Genomic DNA, 16277 nt, shown 5'->3' with positions numbered 1-16277 from the left:
GGGGTGAAGTTATGTATAGCTGGAAAAAAGCTTTGTCAAAGGTATGTGAACTTTATTTTTCATCCAAAATGAATTCGAATTTAGAATGGATCTTGGTTGGCTCGGTCGGTTCGGTTCTTCAGGGCTGTGAAATGACCCCAGGAGACGTTGATATTTATACAAGGAATAAGGAAGGGATTGACCAATTTGCAGAACTTCTTAAAGGATTTTCCCTTTTGGATAAATGTGAATTTCCTCATGGGGATAACTGGTTATCTTCTTTAGAAGAACCTACATTCACTCAAACCTTTTCTTCGGGATTTTCTTGGACAAAAGGGAGTTGGATAATCGATGGATTTAAGGTGGAGGTTGTTCATATTTCCAATTCAGCTGGAATTCCTGATTCTATGGATGGTGATGGGATATGGGAAGGTGGACAATTCATTTGGAGCCATTTCAAAAACGTGGAGATCGGACCGTATACTATTCCTACGGTTCCGTTAGAAATACAGTTGGAATCTAATTTAAGACGAAAAAGATCAGATAGGACACAAGCGATTATCGCTGCATTACAAAAAAATGGCTATGATAAAGAACTAATCGATAAAGCCTTGTCAAAGGAACATTTATCTTATTTTTATTCCCAAATTGGTTAGGCTGAGAAGGCGAGGGACTGATTTTGACCCATAATATTATTGAATACTGTTTAAAAAAGAGCGGAGCAACAAAGGACTATCCTTTCGGATTCGATCCATTGGTGATTAAGATTGCCGGTAAAATGTTCGCGCTTATTTTTGAGAATAAGGGGAATTATGCTTACATAAATCTAAAATGTGATCCGGTGATTGCAGGGAACTTGCGAGAGCAGCATGAGAGCGTTCGGCCAGGATACCACATGAACAAAAAACACTGGAATACGATTGTTTTGGATGGCTCCTTACCAGAGTCGGATATCTATTTAATGATTGATCACTCTTACGATAGGGTTGTCAAAAATCTCCCTAAAGTCCTCCGACAAACGATATACTGAATGTGGCATTAATTTGTCGTTTAAATGGTAATGGACTGGTATAATATGGTTTATAATCATGGAAAGGAGTTGTTTTTATGTCTGACTTTTTTAATTCAGGACCTAATCCCAATATGACGGACCCTGGAGGCCATAAAGCAAACCATGATGTAAATGCGCAAAAATATCATACTGAAGGCGTTCCTGGATTTTGGAGCGAGGTAACCAATCTGTTGATCGTTGTGGCTATAATTGCCGTCATTTTTTTAGTTATAAGGTTTGTTTTATGATTACCCTGGTTTAGAGTGAAGATATTGACTTTTAGGAGGCGGTTCCATTGGTAACTATCATTAAGTGGACAGAATTTAGAAGGATAACGCCTACTCGTCCATAAACTGCGTATTTCCTTCTTAATGAGGGTACTAGATGCAAGAATATAACATTAGTACAATGAAAGACTTTTCAAAGCATTACATTGACCAAATCCGAATATTAGAACACCTTTGCAAGACGTCCGACAAGTCAAGTTTGAGGGTGGGTGTAGAAAGCCTTAAGGAGATAGACGGAGATGAGGCATTCTTGTGCCGCAGCAGATATGCAAATGCAAGGCATACAAACTTGCCGTTTTAGGATACCTTCTAATTCTGAATCAGGGATGGATTATATACGGTATTTAGGGGCAAGTGCTGCACCGTCTGAATTCCTCATGGTTTTTAATCGGGCACAAATCGCTGGATCAAGCCACTCCGGTTTAGTTGTGCGATTGGAAGAAGATCAGGATTTAGAGTTCATGGTTAAATGTTCATCACAAGCCTTTGGTGATTCAGAGTCCTGGACTAGGAATTATTTAACTCGTACCAGAGAACCGGCACGGATTACTTACATTGCTGTGGACAACATGATTCCGGTTGGGATGATCAGAGTCAATGATTTAGATACAAATACTGCGGTTATACATGATTTTTGTGTGCTTCCTTCGTGTCAAGGCAGAGGATACGGTCGTGAAATTCTTTCAGAGGTAGTTAAAATCTTGCGAGATCAGAAGAATACTCAGATTCGTCTTAGCGTGGTCACTCAAAATAGAAATGCATTATCCCTCTATCAGTCGGTTGGGTTCGAGGTTACTGCGGAGTTTAATTACTATGTAATATTCGTCGATATGATTTGTTATAGAAGAGGCGCTACTCATGCGCCTCTTTCTTTTTTGGCATGCCCTTCTAATTATCACGCTGAATCTAGCTATAGTTAATACTTATAACCTGCCATAGCGCATTGGTAGATCGGTATAGTCAGTCGGTTATGCTATATTAATTCTAATAATTTGTTTACGAGGAGATTAATATATGAGCATTCAGACCAAACCCCAAAAACGAACCGTTACTCCATTTCGATATGATATCGTGGGCAGCTTCCTGCGCCCCCAAGCGTTGAAAGAGGCTAGATTAAAATTCAAGAATGGTGAAATTACTGCCGAGCAGTTGAAGGAAGTAGAGAACGACGAAATCGTTAAGCTCGTGCAGAAACAAAAAGAGGTGGGTCTTCAAGCGGTAACCGATGGTGAATTCCGCCGCTCTTGGTGGCACCTCGACTTCTTCTGGGGACTTGACGGTGTAGAACGGACAATTATTGATCAAGGTTACCAATTTAACGGTGCAGAGTCCAGACCAGAAACAGCCCGACTGACCGGGAAAATAAGCTACAGCAGCCATCCTTTTGTTTCGCATTATGAATTTTTAAAAGATGCTGCTGGTGAGGACGTTGTTGCGCGTCAATCGATTCCTGCGGCTGCACAATTCCTGTTCGAGCTAGATCGGGCGGAAAACAAAGAAAGCACAAATGAATTATACCCGAATCGTGAAGAGCTTATCTCGGATATTGCCAAAGCATACAAAGCATCGATTCTTGCCTTCTATGCAGCGGGCTGCCGCAGTATTCAAATCGACGATTGTACGTGGGGAGCGCTTTGCGACGAACAGTTTATAGCGTTTATGAATCAGATTGGCGTGAACGTAGCTGAATATGCAAGCGAACTTGCAAAATTGAATGAGGAAGTTGTAACCGGTCTGCCGGAAGATCTTGTTGTAACGACCCATGTATGCCGGGGCAATTATGTTTCGACTTATGCTGGAGTAGGTGGAGGCTACGAGCCTATCGCGCAAACGCTTCTTAATATCAATAACTACTCGGGTTATTATCTGGAGTTTGATACCGAACGTGCAGGCGACTTCAAGCCATTGCGCTTCTTGAAAGACAATCAGCAGGTTGTGTTAGGTCTGTTCTCATCCAAATTTGGTGAGCTTGAAAGCAAGGAGGATATTCTGAAGCGTATTGAGGAAGCGAAGCAATATGTTGATCTAAACCGGATTTGCCTTAGCCCGCAATGTGGCTTTGCTTCCACGGAAGAAGGCAACCACCTGACTGAAGAGCAGCAATGGCGTAAGCTTGCTTATATTAAAGAAATTGCTGAAGAGATCTGGAACTAACTTTAATTAAAAATAGACAGAGATAAAGATAATGCACCTTTAGCCATTCGGATGTTTATCCGTACGGTTAAAGGTGCATTTTGTTCTACAGTGAAATACCGATATACTTGGCCAATTCTATCTATACCGTGACGGGGGATTAGGGAAAACCTCCCTAATAAAAGCCGATAATTGCTCTAAATGAATGAAATTAAGGAATAACTCCCTAAAAACAGAGCAATATCAAGATTTACCGCCAAATCAGTCGAATTTCAGGGAGGAATTCCTTGATTATCTCCAGGGCGAGCATATGATTGAGCTTTACGGAGTTTTTGTGCCACGCTCAATATAAAAGAAATCACCCCCGTTTAATAAACGGGGGTGATTTAGCCTAAGAAGTAAGAGTGGCAGCTTTTAATTGTCTTTAGAGTGTCTTTCGCCAACCTGGAATTCATCGGCATGTTCAAACATATATTTCACGGTCAGAGGGTCTTGACCAGTAAGTTGTTTGAAGTCGTCCGTATAAACATCCATTTTTCCTTCACGAATAGCTTGTCCGAAAGTAACCATACCTTCTGAAGAAAAGGGTGCTTCGGAGCCTTCTTTAAATGCACCATCGGTGGTTCTAGGCACGCCCATTGCTTCGAATACGGCATAATTTTCTTCATCCGTATTTTCTTTGTAGGTGATATGATTGCCCGTTACTTCGTTACCAATCTTAATGAAGTCGGTAATTGTCATCAATTCAAGCCCGTTGATATTTAGAATCGCTTCCTGATAGTTATTGGAGGCTAGGGCATACGCAACGGCTTTTGCGCAATCCTTCCGCGAGATATAAGCCATTTTACCGTCACCTTGATTGTTTGTTAATACCCCGTCACCCTTCACATACGTAAAGTAATTGGTTATCATGGCTTCCGCATATTGGGAATTGCGAAGGAAGATATAATCTAGCCCAACGCTTTGAATATAACGTTCGGTATACACATGGTCAATTTTTTCTACGCTTGGATTGCTTTCATCGGCTGCGTTGACCAAAGAAGTATAAATGATCTGTTTGACTCCAGCTTCTTTGGCAGCATCGACCACATTTTTTTGTGCATTTTGACGTTTCTCTCCAACAAAAGGCATGGAGATTAGTGCGAGTTTATCGGCATGTGCAAAAGCTTCGGCAAGGCCGTCCTTGTTATTAAAGTTGGTCACATGTGTTTCAATCCCTTGTTCCGCATATTCTTTCAAACATGCTGGATCGTAAGCGCAAAAAATGATTTGGTCTTTATCTACCAGCTCCAACAAGTATTCCGCAGCTTGCTTCCCTAGATTTCCATCGACACCAGTCAACAATAATTTACCCATGATCGTTGTCACTCCTTGTGGATATGATTTATACCCTTATAGTATGTGAAAAAAAGAACATAGTCTAACACATAAAACTTATGGTCGATTGCTAAATCCAATTTGGATTTGTTGCAGGAAGGAGGGCAAGGCCGGGTTTGTATTATTTTTGAGATAACCTGCTTCGATTGCAAAGGTATGGTGTGAATCATCTAAAGGAATTAGCCGGACTTCATCTTGAAGATAAGCGAGCTGATAGTTATCCGGGAAAAAGCCAATCAAATTCTCTGTGATGATATAAAACAATTCTGTCTCCACATCGTCTGCGGTTCGAAGAATATTCGGCTGATAGCCGTCTTCAATTGCATGCTGGATCATTAGATGATAAGAGTTTCCAATAGCTGTTGGATTCAGCATGACTAGGGGATGTTCATATAACTCCTCTTTGGCGATCGATTCATGATGAAAGAGAGGATGGTGATGACTCACAGCCGCACAATAACGTCCCTTATATAAGGGATAGGTTACAATGTCCTCTTTTCCCTGAAACTCGGAATCAAAGGCAATAGCCACGTCGTAAATCCCTTTTAGCAAGTATTCTGCAATATCTTTTAGCAATACTTTATTCAGTTCCAGCTTAATATTCGGATGATGATCCTGAAACGAGGGAATCAATTTCAACAAACTTTGGATATCCGTCATCGCCGCATATTCGATACTCAGGGATTGCGTATTATACTTTTGAAAGTTTTCCATGCTCAGCTTCATATGGTTATATTGCTTCCAGAGGATGAGGGCTTCGCCATAGAAAAGCCATCCGGCTTTGGTTGGCTCAATAGGGATCTGCTTTCTGTCAATCAATTGAATGTTGAATTCCTCTTCAAGCGCGGCGATTTGTTGACTAATGGTGGTCTGCGAAACATAGTTCTTTTTAGCTGTTTCCGTAAAATTTCTGCATTCCACGAGATCGATAAAATATTTAATCCTTCTTATGTTCATAGTATCCTCCGCCTGCCGCTGTTTGCTTTTATTATAACCCAGAAAGTAAAAAAGAGAGCCTCGTTTAGAGACTCCCTTTGTTGTACTACTCTTATTTTGTATAGTTATCGAAATAACCTTGGATATAAATCATTGGTGTTCCTTTATCGCCACTACCAGAAGTCAAATCAGATAATGATCCAATCAGGTCAGTTAATCTACGAGGTGTAGTCCCTTGGGCTTCCATCGCACCAACTAGATCATCATTTTTATTCTGGATGTATTTAGAAATGGCTTGTTTTAACTCTTCACCACGAAGATGAGAGAAGTTGTTATCGGCCAAGTATTTCAATTTTACTTCATTTGGTGTTCCATCAAGTCCGGCAGTGTAAGCAGGGGAGACAACTGGATCTGCGAGCTCCCAGATTTTTCCGACTGGATCTTTGAATGCTCCATCGCCATAAACCATAACTTCTACAGTTTTACCTGTAATTTCTTTGATTTTTGCTTGGATACCATCCACGATAGGCTGGCAGTTGTTTGGAAATAGCTTTACACTTTCTTCTGTAGCTTTGTTTGATCCTAGCAGACCATAAGCTTCGTTAAAGCCGCTGCCATCGATTGATTGTGTAAGAATATCATCCAAACCAAATACTTTTTCAGCACCGTTGTTTGTGAGAATGCGTTTGGTTCTGAAGCGAGTGTGAATATCGCAAGTTAATACATTTTTTGTATAGTTTAAAATGGTTTTTGGGTTGTTGGAGAAGATGACTTCACAAGCCACACCTTCAGCTTCAATTAAACCTTTATAATATTCAATATAGTCAACCCCTGTGAATGGGTGCTTAATATAGCCGAAAAACTCACGGAACTGAGCTTCTGTTAATACATCCGTCCATGGATTGATACCTTTAGCATCTAGTTCGTCGATGTCTACAAGGTGGTTGCCTACTTCATCAGCTGGATAGCTTAACATTAGGACTACTTTTTGTGCCCCTTTGGCAATACCGCGTAAGCAGTTAGCAAACCGGTTACGGCTAAGGATTGGAAAAATGACCCCTACAGTTTCTTCGCCGAATTTCCCCTTTATATCAGCAGCAATATTGTCAATCGTTGCATAGTTTCCTTGTGCCCGAGCAACAATGGATTCAGTTACGGTCACAATGTCACGATCTTCGATCGAAAAACCCTCGACTGTTGCTGCATTCAATACCGTCTGAACTACGATTTCTTCAATGTTATCCCCATTGTTAATGATAGGTCCGCGAAGTCCACGTACAACTGTTCCAACTACTCTTTCCAATATGATCTCTCCTCTAATAAGGGTATACTCTATATTATTAAAATGGTTTTAAAGCCTATATTACTATACCCTTTTAGAGCGATATAAGTAAAATTAATGTTTATAATATCTAATATAAAAATGATTTATAGTTAAGGAGGATTACAATTGGCGCGTGTGTTATTTATTAATGGTGGATCAGAGGGACATATTAATCCCACGATTGGCGTTGTGGAAGAGCTTATTTCTCGTGGCGAAGAGGTAGTGTATTTTTGTATAGAAGCTTATAGAGAACGTATGGAGATGACGGGGGCTACAGTACGAACATTTGACGATCAGAAATTTATCCAAGCTTTTATCTCAGGTGGAAGAAATTATGTACTCGAAAGAATCAACGGTCTTTTACTTACGACAGATATAGTTATTCCAAGCGTTCTTGAACAGATCAAAGGGGAGCATTTTGATTACATCATCCATGATTCTATGTTTGGTTGTGGACGTTTGTTAGCTCAAATTCTTAGGCTTCCGGCCATTAGCTCCTGTACTTCTTTTGCGCAGACAAAAGCAGCATTCGATGTAATGTTAGAACAATTTTATACTACAGTTCCTGCAGAAGTAACTAATCCTATAAAGGATAAATTCCAAAGCTTGACGCAAATGGTGAAGGGCAAATATGATGTGGACATCGAATCCCCTTATGAAGTGTTTTGTAATCCTGCCCCACTTACTATCGTTTATACAACTAGGGAGTTTCAACCTGAGGGAGAAGCTTTCGACCCGTCTTATATCTTTGTAGGACCCTCCATCTCTTCACGATTAGCTCCAGAAAACTTCAACCTCATGGCAATTAAGGGGAAAAGTCCAATTTACATTTCACTCGGCACAGTTTTTAACCAAGCCATTAAATTCTATAAACTTTGTATTGAAGCATTGGGGAACACGGAGCACACTATTGTGATGTCAATTGGAGATAAAGTCCAAATCACGGATTTAGGGGGAATTCCGCAAAACTTTTTCGTGAAAAATTATGTTCCACAAACGGATATACTGCAATACACAAAGTTATTTATTACACATGGTGGAATGAACAGTATCAATGAAGGGCTTTATTACGGGGTTCCGCTTATTGTAATTCCACAAAGTGCGGATCAGCCAATAATTGCGGAGCAAGTCGTCCATGTCGGAGCAGGTATTAAGTTACAAATGCAAAGTTTAACTGCAACTCAACTACGAGAAGCCGTAGATCATATATTAAGCGATTTATCTTATAAAAAAGCTGTCTCTAATATCAGTGAATCGTTTCGGAACTCGGGTGGGTATCGACGAGCTGTTGATGAGATTGTTCGGGGAGGGGGAGTCGTATGAACAAAATGGACCGGTTGTTAGCTATAGTGCTTGAACTGCAGCGTAACAAAATGTTACGGGCGGAGGATTTGGCTGCTACGTTTGAAACGAGCGTAAGAACGATCTATCGGGATATTCAGGCACTGAGTGAAGCGGGCGTTTCCATAATAGGAGCGCCAGGGCAGGGTTACTCCTTAATCGAGGGGTATTTCCTGCCACCCGTTAGTTTCACGCTGGACGAAGCAGTGACATTGCTTATAGGAACTGATTTTATCGAGCAGCGGTTTGATGCACACTATGGTAATAAGGCTAGAAGTTCTAAAGCAAAGATAGAAGCCATCCTGCCGGAAGCTATCCGCAGTGAAGCATCACAGATTCGCAAAAGTTTTCGTTTATTTGCATCCGCAGAAGATATAGCACCCATACAAGAGAAGGCATGTTTGGAAGCCATTCGTGGAGCGATATTGGAGGGAAGGAAAATAAGATTTCGTTATTCCAAAAGAATCGCCGAAGCCGATGGGAACCGTCAAAGTATTCGTACGGTTGCTCCTTATGGACTTGTGCTTCATCACGGGTCATGGGTACTCATCGCCTGGTGTGAATTGCGTCAAGACATCCGTCATTTCCGGTTATCCCGAATGAGGGAGCTTATTAATCTGGAAGATGAATTTATACTGCCAGCAGATTTTCATCTGGAGGTATACCAACCTCCTGATGATCGCAACGTTCATGTGCTTATCTTAGTCCAAGCTGACATAGCCGATAAGGTAAGGGAATCAAATAATTTCTATATGGAAACTATTGAGGAGCATGCGGAGGGGGTACTTGTTACTTTTCGCGTTCGCGAGCCAGGGGAATTGCTGCAATGGGTGCTTGGCTGGGGAGGCGGTATGGTTGTGCTGGAGCCCGAATCTTTCCGTGATCAGGTTAGAAATGAAATAGAAATAATGTTAAAACGCTACTGACATAACGCTGTCAGTAGCGTTTTTGTATACTTGGACCATCAATGACTACAGGAGCTGATATATGATGATTACAACAAAAGAAGTCTTACAACGATTTGAAGAAACTGCGACATACTATATTCAAGAATTAGAGCGATTCAATCTGGAGCAGTTGAAGCAAAAGCCGAGTGAAAACGCCTGGTCCATCGGACAGATGTTTCAGCATCTCATTAACTCGGCGCTGTATATGCAGCTTCGTAATATTGATCAATGCCTTGTGCTAGACCAAGATCCCTTAGTAGCTCATGTGGGGAAAACTGAGGATGGTGCGGCTATATTTGCGCAAGGAAGCTTTCCGCCCATTCGTATTCAGGTTCCGCCTTCCGCCCAATATACGCCGGAGCAGCCGGAGAGCAAAGAACAATTAATTCAAGGGTTACGTACAGTCATTCAAAGAATGAGAGAGATCGAACCCTCTCTTGAAAAAGCGTCCAAACAAAATACCGTATCTCACCCGCGATTTGGTGGACTATGCGCGGAGGAATGGTTCCTACTTATTGAAATGCACTATCGTCATCATCTTCTGCAGCTGGAGCGGTTAAACAAAGAGTTGTTGTTTAATTCCATATTTGCACCTAAAGAAGGGTTCATCAATAACATTCAGGTTGTGAAAGGATCATAAAATCAGGAACCGCGTTCCAATAAAAGAGTTGGAATGGTCTTAATTTCCTGAACCAAGCGTGGCCTGAACGTGATTCTTATATTCACTAGGATTAACACCAAAGTGTTTTTTGAATAACCGGGTGAAATAAAATTGATCGTGTATACCGATTTGCGTGGAAATTTCTTTAATGTATGGATTCCCTTTAAGTATTAATTCTGCAGCTTTTTCCATTTTCACAGTATTAATGTAGTGAATGATGCTTTGCCCCACTTCTTCTTTGAAGATTCTGGACAGATAGTTCTCACTTAAGTTGACATGCTTGGCAATCAGAGATAAGGTGAGCTTCTTCTGATAATGTGTGTTGATATAGTCAATCGCTTGTTTAACATCTCTATTGTGTGTAGTTACGATCTGTTGCTTTTGATGGGAGAATAGTTGGAACACAAGCTCCATTATAGATAGAACGTCAGTGGTACGTTTACTGCTGGCGATATTTTCTATATAGGTCTTCAAAAGCTTTGGATCCTCGACAATGAGATGGGCATCGCATAAGGGAAGATAATGCAGACAATTTACGATGAACTTTTTGGTTTCAGCAGGATTAATTTGCTTGGATTTACAGATGTCGAGAAATTGCTGAGTTGCTTGATTAACGGCTTCAACCCCTGAAAGCTTCCAGTTCTGAATTAATTGCGTCGAGAAATCATGTACATCCTCGAAGTCCAGCGTATCCTTTAAATGAACATCCTTTGGATCTATAATCGTTATTTCGTTGTAAAATTGGATTTGCAAGGATTCTTTACATCGCTCTAGGGTTCGTTTTGCTTCAGCATATCCCCGTACAGGATCAGAAAAAACAATAGTAGGGGTGATAGAAATATACATTTTGATTAACCGAATGACCCTCTGGATAAAGTCTGTGCGGATAATTTGATGATCGTCTAAGGTATCACAGGAGATTAGAAGCAGCAGCCCATTAGATTCTAGCTGAATAATTTCTAACTGATCTACGGTCTCCAAGATATCCAAGATGATGTTTTCAATAAAGGATACGGAGATGTGATTTTGTCTTTCGTTTTGGGTCGCGTTATTCTGCTCAAAAGTAATGTAGAATAAATAACAGCTGCTTTCGCTGAAAGCGAAACTTATAGCATCATGCTGATCAAGCTGCTGCACATCGTAATAAGGATCGGTGAAATAATCTTTTAGCAGCGCATTTTTCACGCTTTTTAAATTGTGCTGCAATAACTGTGTTTGGGTCTCCTGCTGCTGCCTAGATTGAAGCTGCTCTTGAATTAGCTTCGTAGATTTCTCCAGCAAATGGATCAAATCCCCCGTTTTCATACTAATCTTCAGCATATAGTCTATAGCCCCAAGCACTAAGGCTTCACGAACTAACTCATACTCCCCGTGGTTGCTCGCCACCAGGATTTTTCCTGCAAACCCTCTGTTATTAAGTTCTTTTATCAGCTGCAGACCATCCATATTAGGCATTTTGAGATCTGTAATGATGATATGGGGATTAAACTTGTCTACAAGTGTTAAGGCTTCCACTCCGTCAGAGGCAGTAGCACAGATCATGTATCCAAGCTCTTCCCATGGAATCATGGTTCTGAGCGCGACTTTAACAATAGGTTCGTCATCCACTAGCATTACATTATACATAGGATACATAGTATCACCCCTTAAGTTCGTATGTTTGTTTAGGGATAATTAGGCGGCAGCAGGTTCCATGACCCATTGAGCTTGTGATGAACAGCCCGTAACTCTCACCGTATTGAAGTTTAATGCGATCGGCCACATTTGAAATTCCGATACCCGACAGATTGTCAGCTTTTTCAGATTTGGTGGTGTCAAACCCTTTTCCGTTATCGATGATCTCAATAATAAGGGTGTATTCATTTTTTGCGTATACCTTAATTTGGATTAGAACTTTTCCTCCTATATCTGTAACTCCATGAAGAATCGCGTTCTCTGCGATCGGCTGCAGGATGAGCTTGGGGATCATGCTCTGTAATAAAGACTCATCCAAGTCATATTCAATGTCAAACCTGTCGGCATAACGTATTTTTTGAATGGCAAAATAATGATCCAGATTGTTTAGCTCCTGCTTGATGGTGATTTGCTCATCTTGATCGATAATGGTACTACGCAGCAATTCAGCTAGTGAGGAGATGCCGTCGCTAAGGACGGGAACCTGGTTAATCATCGCCAGCCATCGTAAGGAGTTAAGTGTATTAAAAAGAAAGTGAGGATTAATCTGCGATTGCAGCATTTGCAATTCGAGCGAACGTCTTCTTTTCAGATCTTTCTTTTGATCCTTCATCAGCTGTTCCATTCTACTGACCATGCTGTTAATTCTATTGGCCAACACGCCCATTTCATCGTTGCTGTGATCTTCGATCCGGCTCGATAGATCACCATAAAAAATTTGATTGCAGAAGACGATGATTTGTTTGATTGGTTTCAGGATGCTTTTATACAATACGATAATAATTAGAATACACACGACTACAATGATGCTGACAACAATAAGTAGTCCAGTGGTGATTTTACTTGTCTCTGAATTGATATAAGAGAAGGGCACGGTAGAAATCATGTACCAGCCTAATTGATTATTGTTAATATAGGAGATTTGCTGCATTTTGCCATTGACCATGCCTTGGAAGGAATGGTTTTTCTTTGCCTCTTGTGTCTTGATTTGCTTAAAAAGCTCATCTTTATAATAGGGTTCTCCTAGCGGAGTATCCTTTTGATTCGAGGACATTACTTTTCCCTCCCTATTCATAATAAGGAGACTGGAACCTGTACCTAAATCCACACTGGAAAGAATGACTTTTGAAAATAACTCCCCACCAATAAAAACAAACACATGACCTAAGGGAACGCCAATGTCATCTTGATCAAAAATTTTCCGGCCCAGGACAATGGTATTGTAAGCGCGATAGCTTTTTGCGTAGTTAAGACTGTCATAAGGGGCATTGAGCTCTACTTGTTTCATAATTTCTTCATACTTAGGATTGGGGATGCCATCGTAGCCTAATTCATAAATAGGTTGGTTCTTGGCGTCGATGACCCGAACGTTCTGGACATATCCGGGGTAGATGGTTCTATATAAATTGTCCATGGCATGATTAATGGCAGCATTGCTAGGAGCGGGTTCATTTGGTGCTGCCGATAAACGCTCCTGAATAATACTATTGGTAGAAACAGAGCCTGCAAGATATTGATAGTTGTTAAGTTCACTTAACATCGTTCGATTAAGCAGGGTTAAAGCCTGAAATGTGGATTTACTTAATTTATTGTTAATAGATTTGGAGTAAATGGTGTAGGAGTAGAAACCTATAAAGATGATTGGGATCACGGATACGATTAAGAAAATGACGGTTAAGCGATTTTGAATTTTAACCTTGCGCATGATTTGCGGAGGATTAGGAAAATGCAGCTTCCCTTTGCGTCGACTCAGGTGGATGACCTCCCATTCACTATCTTTTACTTACAAGTTAACATAAAAAGAACAATGGAATATATATGCAGCGGCGAAAAGTGAGAATAATCTATGGAATGGATAATATTATCCATTCCGTTAACGGCTAAGTTTACAGGTTATGTGATCCTGATGAATAAGCTTATACGAGCTCGCATTGGAAGATGGATAAGATAATACATAGGTAGGTTTGTATTGTAAATGTAAATATAGCGTAAATCCTTCTATACTTAAATTATTAAAAAAGCGTTTACAAGAATATCTTAAGGAGGGCGTTTATGAAAAAGACTATGAGTACATTATTAGCAGTGATGCTGCTAGGTGTGGGGTTGCTCGGCTGTGGGAACAGCAATAATAAACCTGCTGCCTCTAATGAATCAGATTCAACGAAAGCTGCGAGCACCGCGCAAGCTACAAGTACAACGAACGCCGGGAAGACTAAAGAAGAACCTGCTAAAGATTTTGATAACAAGGAACTTAGCATTGCTGTATTCCAAGGGGGATATGGTGCGGATTATTGGAATGAAATTGTCAGCAAATTCGAAAGTGCTTATCCAGGTGTGAAAGTGAACATGACGATTAATCCTAAAGTTGGTGAAGTAATCCGGCCGCAGATTGTTGCGGGTAATCCTCCCGACTTCCTATCCGTTACAGATACAGAGCAAAGTGGCATCGTGCTTTCACTGATTAAAGAAAAAGGACTGCTAGATATCAGCGATGTATTTGAAAGCAAAGCGCTTGATAAAGAGGAGACGCTTAAGGATATGATTCTACCGGGGATGCTGGACAGTACAAGATTTCAGCCCTATCAAGATGGAAAGACGTATCTCGCACCTTTTAATGCTGGACCGATGGGCTTGATTTACAATAAAACACTGTTCACAGAAAAAGGCTGGAGTGTTCCTGAGACTTGGGAGGAGTTCTTTGCTTTAGGGGATGAGCTGAACAAAGAGGAGAACTATCTGGTTAATGCAGATGGAACCAAAACGAAGCGGGCTTTATTCACTTACCAAGGCATCTATCCGGATTATTTGGAGGAAATTCTCTACCCGGCCATTGCGAGTGCGGGGGGAAAAGAAACGCTGGATAAAGTCTTTGCTTATGAGGAAGGTTCATTTAAGAACGACACGATCAAAAAAGTACTGGATATTTTCTATAAAATCTCTAAAGACGGTTATCTGATGGACGGCACGGTTGCCTTGAACCATACACAGTCGCAGACCGATATGATGATGGGTAAAGCTTTGTTTATCGTAAACGGGAACTGGATGGAAAATGAAATGAAGGATTCACCTAGAGAAAATGGATTTGAATTTGGGATGACAACAGTACCTGTGTTCAATAAAGGCGATCAGAAGTATGTGCTTTCCAGCTACGAGCAATTCTCCATCCCTGCTAAGGCCAAAAATCCTGAGCTCGCTAAGGAATTCTTAAAGTTCCTGTATACCGATGAATCTGTAAAACTATTTGCGGAAAAAGCGAATGGGGCGTATGCGCTTAACGATGCGAAGGAGCTGTCTAAGCCATTTTTGACTAAAGGTGTCTATGACATGTTCGAGGCTTATAATGGTTCCATTTCTATTTTACAGGGCTGGCAATCGTTACCGAAGGGTTCCAAGGTTAGTGTAGTCACCGAAATGTTCAAGAATACGGTCACACCAGTGATGACAGGCCAAATGACCACAGATCAATGGATGGATAATGTGGAAAAAGCTTTTGCACAGATTCGTAAAGAGAAAGCGGCTAGTAAATAATCTATAGTATCTCATGCAAATGCATCCTGTTAGGAATGGATAAGGTTATCTATGAACGGGATGCATTTTGTATGAAGAGGAGTGAGAAAGATGTCTGAAATGCAGCTGGCAGAAATAGCTCCTAGACAGAGGAAATCAAAGATTAGGACAGCGAAAACCAGAAATCCTAAGCTATTCATAGCGGTATGCACGATTCCAACGCTCCTGTTGACCCTCGTATTTATGATTATTCCAACCTTTCGGGCATTTTTTATGTCTTTTACGGATGCTACCGGGATGAGTGATGAGAACAAGTTTATCTTTTTGGATAACTATAAATATATGTTTCAGGATGAGATGTTCCTCAAAGCTCTGAGCAATACATTTAAACTGATGCTGGTCGTGCCAGTGATTACATTGATTTTTGGGCTGGTGCTCGCTTTTTTATTAACGCAGACGAAGCTGAAGGAAAGAGGATTTTACCGAACCGTATTTTTCTTTCCTAGTATCATCTCTTTGACGGTAGTCGGAATTATCTGGTCCTTTGTGTTTCATCCCAATATGGGCATTTTGAATAATATTCTGGGGAGCATCGGATTAGATCAACTGAGCAGACCCTGGCTTGGAGATAGCCGAACAGCATTGTGGTGTGTAGCCGTTACACTGATCTGGCAAGCGGTTGGTTATTATATGGTCATGTACATCGCTGCGATTGATGGGATTTCTGCGGATGTGTTTGAATCGGCGACTATTGATGGTGCGGGATATTTCCGGAAGCTTACCAGTATTACGATCCCTCTGCTAAAAGATATTATTGGCATTACGTTTGTGTTGTCTCTGGCAGGTACGATCAATTTAAGTTTTATAGTTGTAACTGTAATGACTGGTGGTGGTCCGGCAGGTGGAACTACTGTTTTACTCCACTACATGTACACGCAGGCCTTCCAGAATGCGAACTTTGGTTATGCCATGGCTATAGCTATATTTACGCTGGTGTTCGCCTTTGTGCTTTCTTTTCTGTCCAGACTACTTACAAATCGAGCAGAAGGGTAGGGGAGAA

General features: G+C 40.9%; 15 protein-coding genes. 10 read left to right on the top strand and 5 right to left on the bottom strand.

Annotated elements, in window-relative coordinates; translation table 11 throughout:
* Nucleotides 1-68: 68 nt before the first annotated feature.
* The 5 genes from MHH46_RS22945 (at nt 69) to MHH46_RS22925 (ending at nt 3471) form a co-directional block, all read left to right on the top strand.
* Nucleotides 69-635: a hypothetical protein gene (locus tag MHH46_RS22945; RefSeq protein WP_179088192.1), complete on the top strand. Its 567-nt coding sequence runs from the start codon at nt 69-71 to the stop codon at nt 633-635.
* A gap of 23 nt (nt 636-658) precedes the next feature.
* Entirely contained in the window at nt 659-1009 is a 351-nt protein-coding gene (locus MHH46_RS22940; protein ID WP_076130222.1) for an MmcQ/YjbR family DNA-binding protein, read from the top strand.
* Nucleotides 1010-1086: 77 nt separating this feature from the next.
* Nucleotides 1087-1278, top strand: coding sequence for a hypothetical protein (locus MHH46_RS22935; RefSeq protein WP_076130223.1), 192 nt, complete (start codon nt 1087-1089; stop codon nt 1276-1278).
* A gap of 278 nt (nt 1279-1556) precedes the next feature.
* Nucleotides 1557-2237: an N-acetyltransferase gene (locus tag MHH46_RS22930; protein WP_076130224.1), complete on the top strand. Its 681-nt coding sequence runs from the start codon at nt 1557-1559 to the stop codon at nt 2235-2237.
* Nucleotides 2238-2331: 94 nt separating this feature from the next.
* Complete coding sequence (locus tag MHH46_RS22925) at nt 2332-3471, top strand: 5-methyltetrahydropteroyltriglutamate--homocysteine S-methyltransferase (RefSeq protein ID WP_076104344.1); 1140 nt, start codon at nt 2332-2334, stop codon at nt 3469-3471.
* A gap of 393 nt (nt 3472-3864) precedes the next feature.
* Here the strand turns inward: MHH46_RS22925 and MHH46_RS22920 are convergent, their stop codons facing one another.
* The 3 genes from MHH46_RS22920 to MHH46_RS22910 all read right to left on the bottom strand — a co-directional run bounded on the left by MHH46_RS22920 (nt 3865) and on the right by MHH46_RS22910 (nt 7066).
* Nucleotides 3865-4806 carry an NAD(P)H-binding protein gene (locus tag MHH46_RS22920; protein WP_076130225.1) on the bottom strand — a complete coding sequence of 314 codons (942 nt, stop codon included), beginning with the start codon at nt 4804-4806 and terminating at the stop codon, nt 3865-3867.
* A gap of 78 nt (nt 4807-4884) precedes the next feature.
* The gene (locus tag MHH46_RS22915) at nt 4885-5784 is read right to left on the bottom strand and encodes a LysR family transcriptional regulator (protein ID WP_076194987.1); all 900 of its coding nucleotides are present in this window, start codon (nt 5782-5784) and stop codon (nt 4885-4887) included.
* Between the two features lie 91 nt (nt 5785-5875).
* Nucleotides 5876-7066: a coenzyme F420-0:L-glutamate ligase gene (locus MHH46_RS22910; RefSeq protein ID WP_076130227.1), complete on the bottom strand. Its 1191-nt coding sequence runs from the start codon at nt 7064-7066 to the stop codon at nt 5876-5878.
* A gap of 147 nt (nt 7067-7213) precedes the next feature.
* Between MHH46_RS22910 and MHH46_RS22905 the strand changes: the two genes are divergently transcribed.
* The 3 genes from MHH46_RS22905 to MHH46_RS22895 all read left to right on the top strand — a co-directional run bounded on the left by MHH46_RS22905 (nt 7214) and on the right by MHH46_RS22895 (nt 10015).
* Nucleotides 7214-8410: a macrolide family glycosyltransferase gene (locus MHH46_RS22905; RefSeq protein WP_076194989.1), complete on the top strand. Its 1197-nt coding sequence runs from the start codon at nt 7214-7216 to the stop codon at nt 8408-8410.
* The gene (locus tag MHH46_RS22900) at nt 8407-9354 is read left to right on the top strand and encodes a YafY family protein (protein WP_076130229.1); all 948 of its coding nucleotides are present in this window, start codon (nt 8407-8409) and stop codon (nt 9352-9354) included. Before MHH46_RS22905 ends, MHH46_RS22900 begins: the two co-directional genes overlap by 4 nt.
* 67 nt (nt 9355-9421) lie before the next feature.
* Nucleotides 9422-10015 (top strand): DinB family protein, encoded by a 594-nt coding sequence (locus MHH46_RS22895; RefSeq protein ID WP_076130254.1) that lies wholly within the window; start codon nt 9422-9424, stop codon nt 10013-10015.
* Between the two features lie 39 nt (nt 10016-10054).
* Here the strand turns inward: MHH46_RS22895 and MHH46_RS22890 are convergent, their stop codons facing one another.
* Nucleotides 10055-11671 (bottom strand): response regulator, encoded by a 1617-nt coding sequence (locus MHH46_RS22890; RefSeq protein ID WP_076194991.1) that lies wholly within the window; start codon nt 11669-11671, stop codon nt 10055-10057.
* A gap of 4 nt (nt 11672-11675) precedes the next feature.
* Complete coding sequence (locus MHH46_RS22885; RefSeq protein ID WP_076130231.1) at nt 11676-13415, bottom strand: sensor histidine kinase; 1740 nt, start codon at nt 13413-13415, stop codon at nt 11676-11678.
* A 347-nt stretch (nt 13416-13762) separates the two neighbouring features.
* Here MHH46_RS22885 and MHH46_RS22880 point away from each other — a divergent pair, with 347 nt between their 5' ends.
* Nucleotides 13763-15238, top strand: a complete 1476-nt coding sequence (locus tag MHH46_RS22880) for a carbohydrate ABC transporter substrate-binding protein (RefSeq protein ID WP_076194993.1) — start codon at nt 13763-13765, stop codon at nt 15236-15238.
* Nucleotides 15239-15328: 90 nt separating this feature from the next.
* Nucleotides 15329-16270 (top strand): carbohydrate ABC transporter permease, encoded by a 942-nt coding sequence (locus MHH46_RS22875; protein WP_254857029.1) that lies wholly within the window; start codon nt 15329-15331, stop codon nt 16268-16270.
* The last annotated feature ends 7 nt before the right edge of the window (nt 16271-16277 follow it).

Source organism: Paenibacillus sp. FSL H8-0175 (assembly GCF_045040615.1).
Classification (GTDB): Bacteria; Bacillota; Bacilli; order Paenibacillales; family Paenibacillaceae; genus Paenibacillus_AQ; species Paenibacillus_AQ odorifer.
This window is presented reverse-complemented; position numbering and strand designations above follow the sequence as displayed.

Excerpts from the sequence above, each read along its gene's own strand:
- MHH46_RS22945 (WP_179088192.1), top strand. The coding sequence starts at position 69 with ATGAATTCGAATTTAGAATGGATCTTGGTTGGCTCGGTCGGTTCGGTT.
- MHH46_RS22935 (WP_076130223.1), top strand. The coding sequence starts at position 1,087 with ATGTCTGACTTTTTTAATTCAGGACCTAATCCCAATATGACGGACCCT.
- MHH46_RS22930 (WP_076130224.1), top strand. The coding sequence starts at position 1,557 with ATGAGGCATTCTTGTGCCGCAGCAGATATGCAAATGCAAGGCATACAA.
- MHH46_RS22925 (WP_076104344.1), top strand. The coding sequence starts at position 2,332 with ATGAGCATTCAGACCAAACCCCAAAAACGAACCGTTACTCCATTTCGA.
- MHH46_RS22920 (WP_076130225.1), bottom strand. The coding sequence starts at position 4,806 with ATGGGTAAATTATTGTTGACTGGTGTCGATGGAAATCTAGGGAAGCAA.
- MHH46_RS22915 (WP_076194987.1), bottom strand. The coding sequence starts at position 5,784 with ATGAACATAAGAAGGATTAAATATTTTATCGATCTCGTGGAATGCAGA.
- MHH46_RS22900 (WP_076130229.1), top strand. The coding sequence starts at position 8,407 with ATGAACAAAATGGACCGGTTGTTAGCTATAGTGCTTGAACTGCAGCGT.
- MHH46_RS22890 (WP_076194991.1), bottom strand. The coding sequence starts at position 11,671 with ATGTATCCTATGTATAATGTAATGCTAGTGGATGACGAACCTATTGTT.
- MHH46_RS22885 (WP_076130231.1), bottom strand. The coding sequence starts at position 13,415 with ATGCGCAAGGTTAAAATTCAAAATCGCTTAACCGTCATTTTCTTAATC.
- MHH46_RS22880 (WP_076194993.1), top strand. The coding sequence starts at position 13,763 with ATGAAAAAGACTATGAGTACATTATTAGCAGTGATGCTGCTAGGTGTG.
- MHH46_RS22875 (WP_254857029.1), top strand. The coding sequence starts at position 15,329 with ATGTCTGAAATGCAGCTGGCAGAAATAGCTCCTAGACAGAGGAAATCA.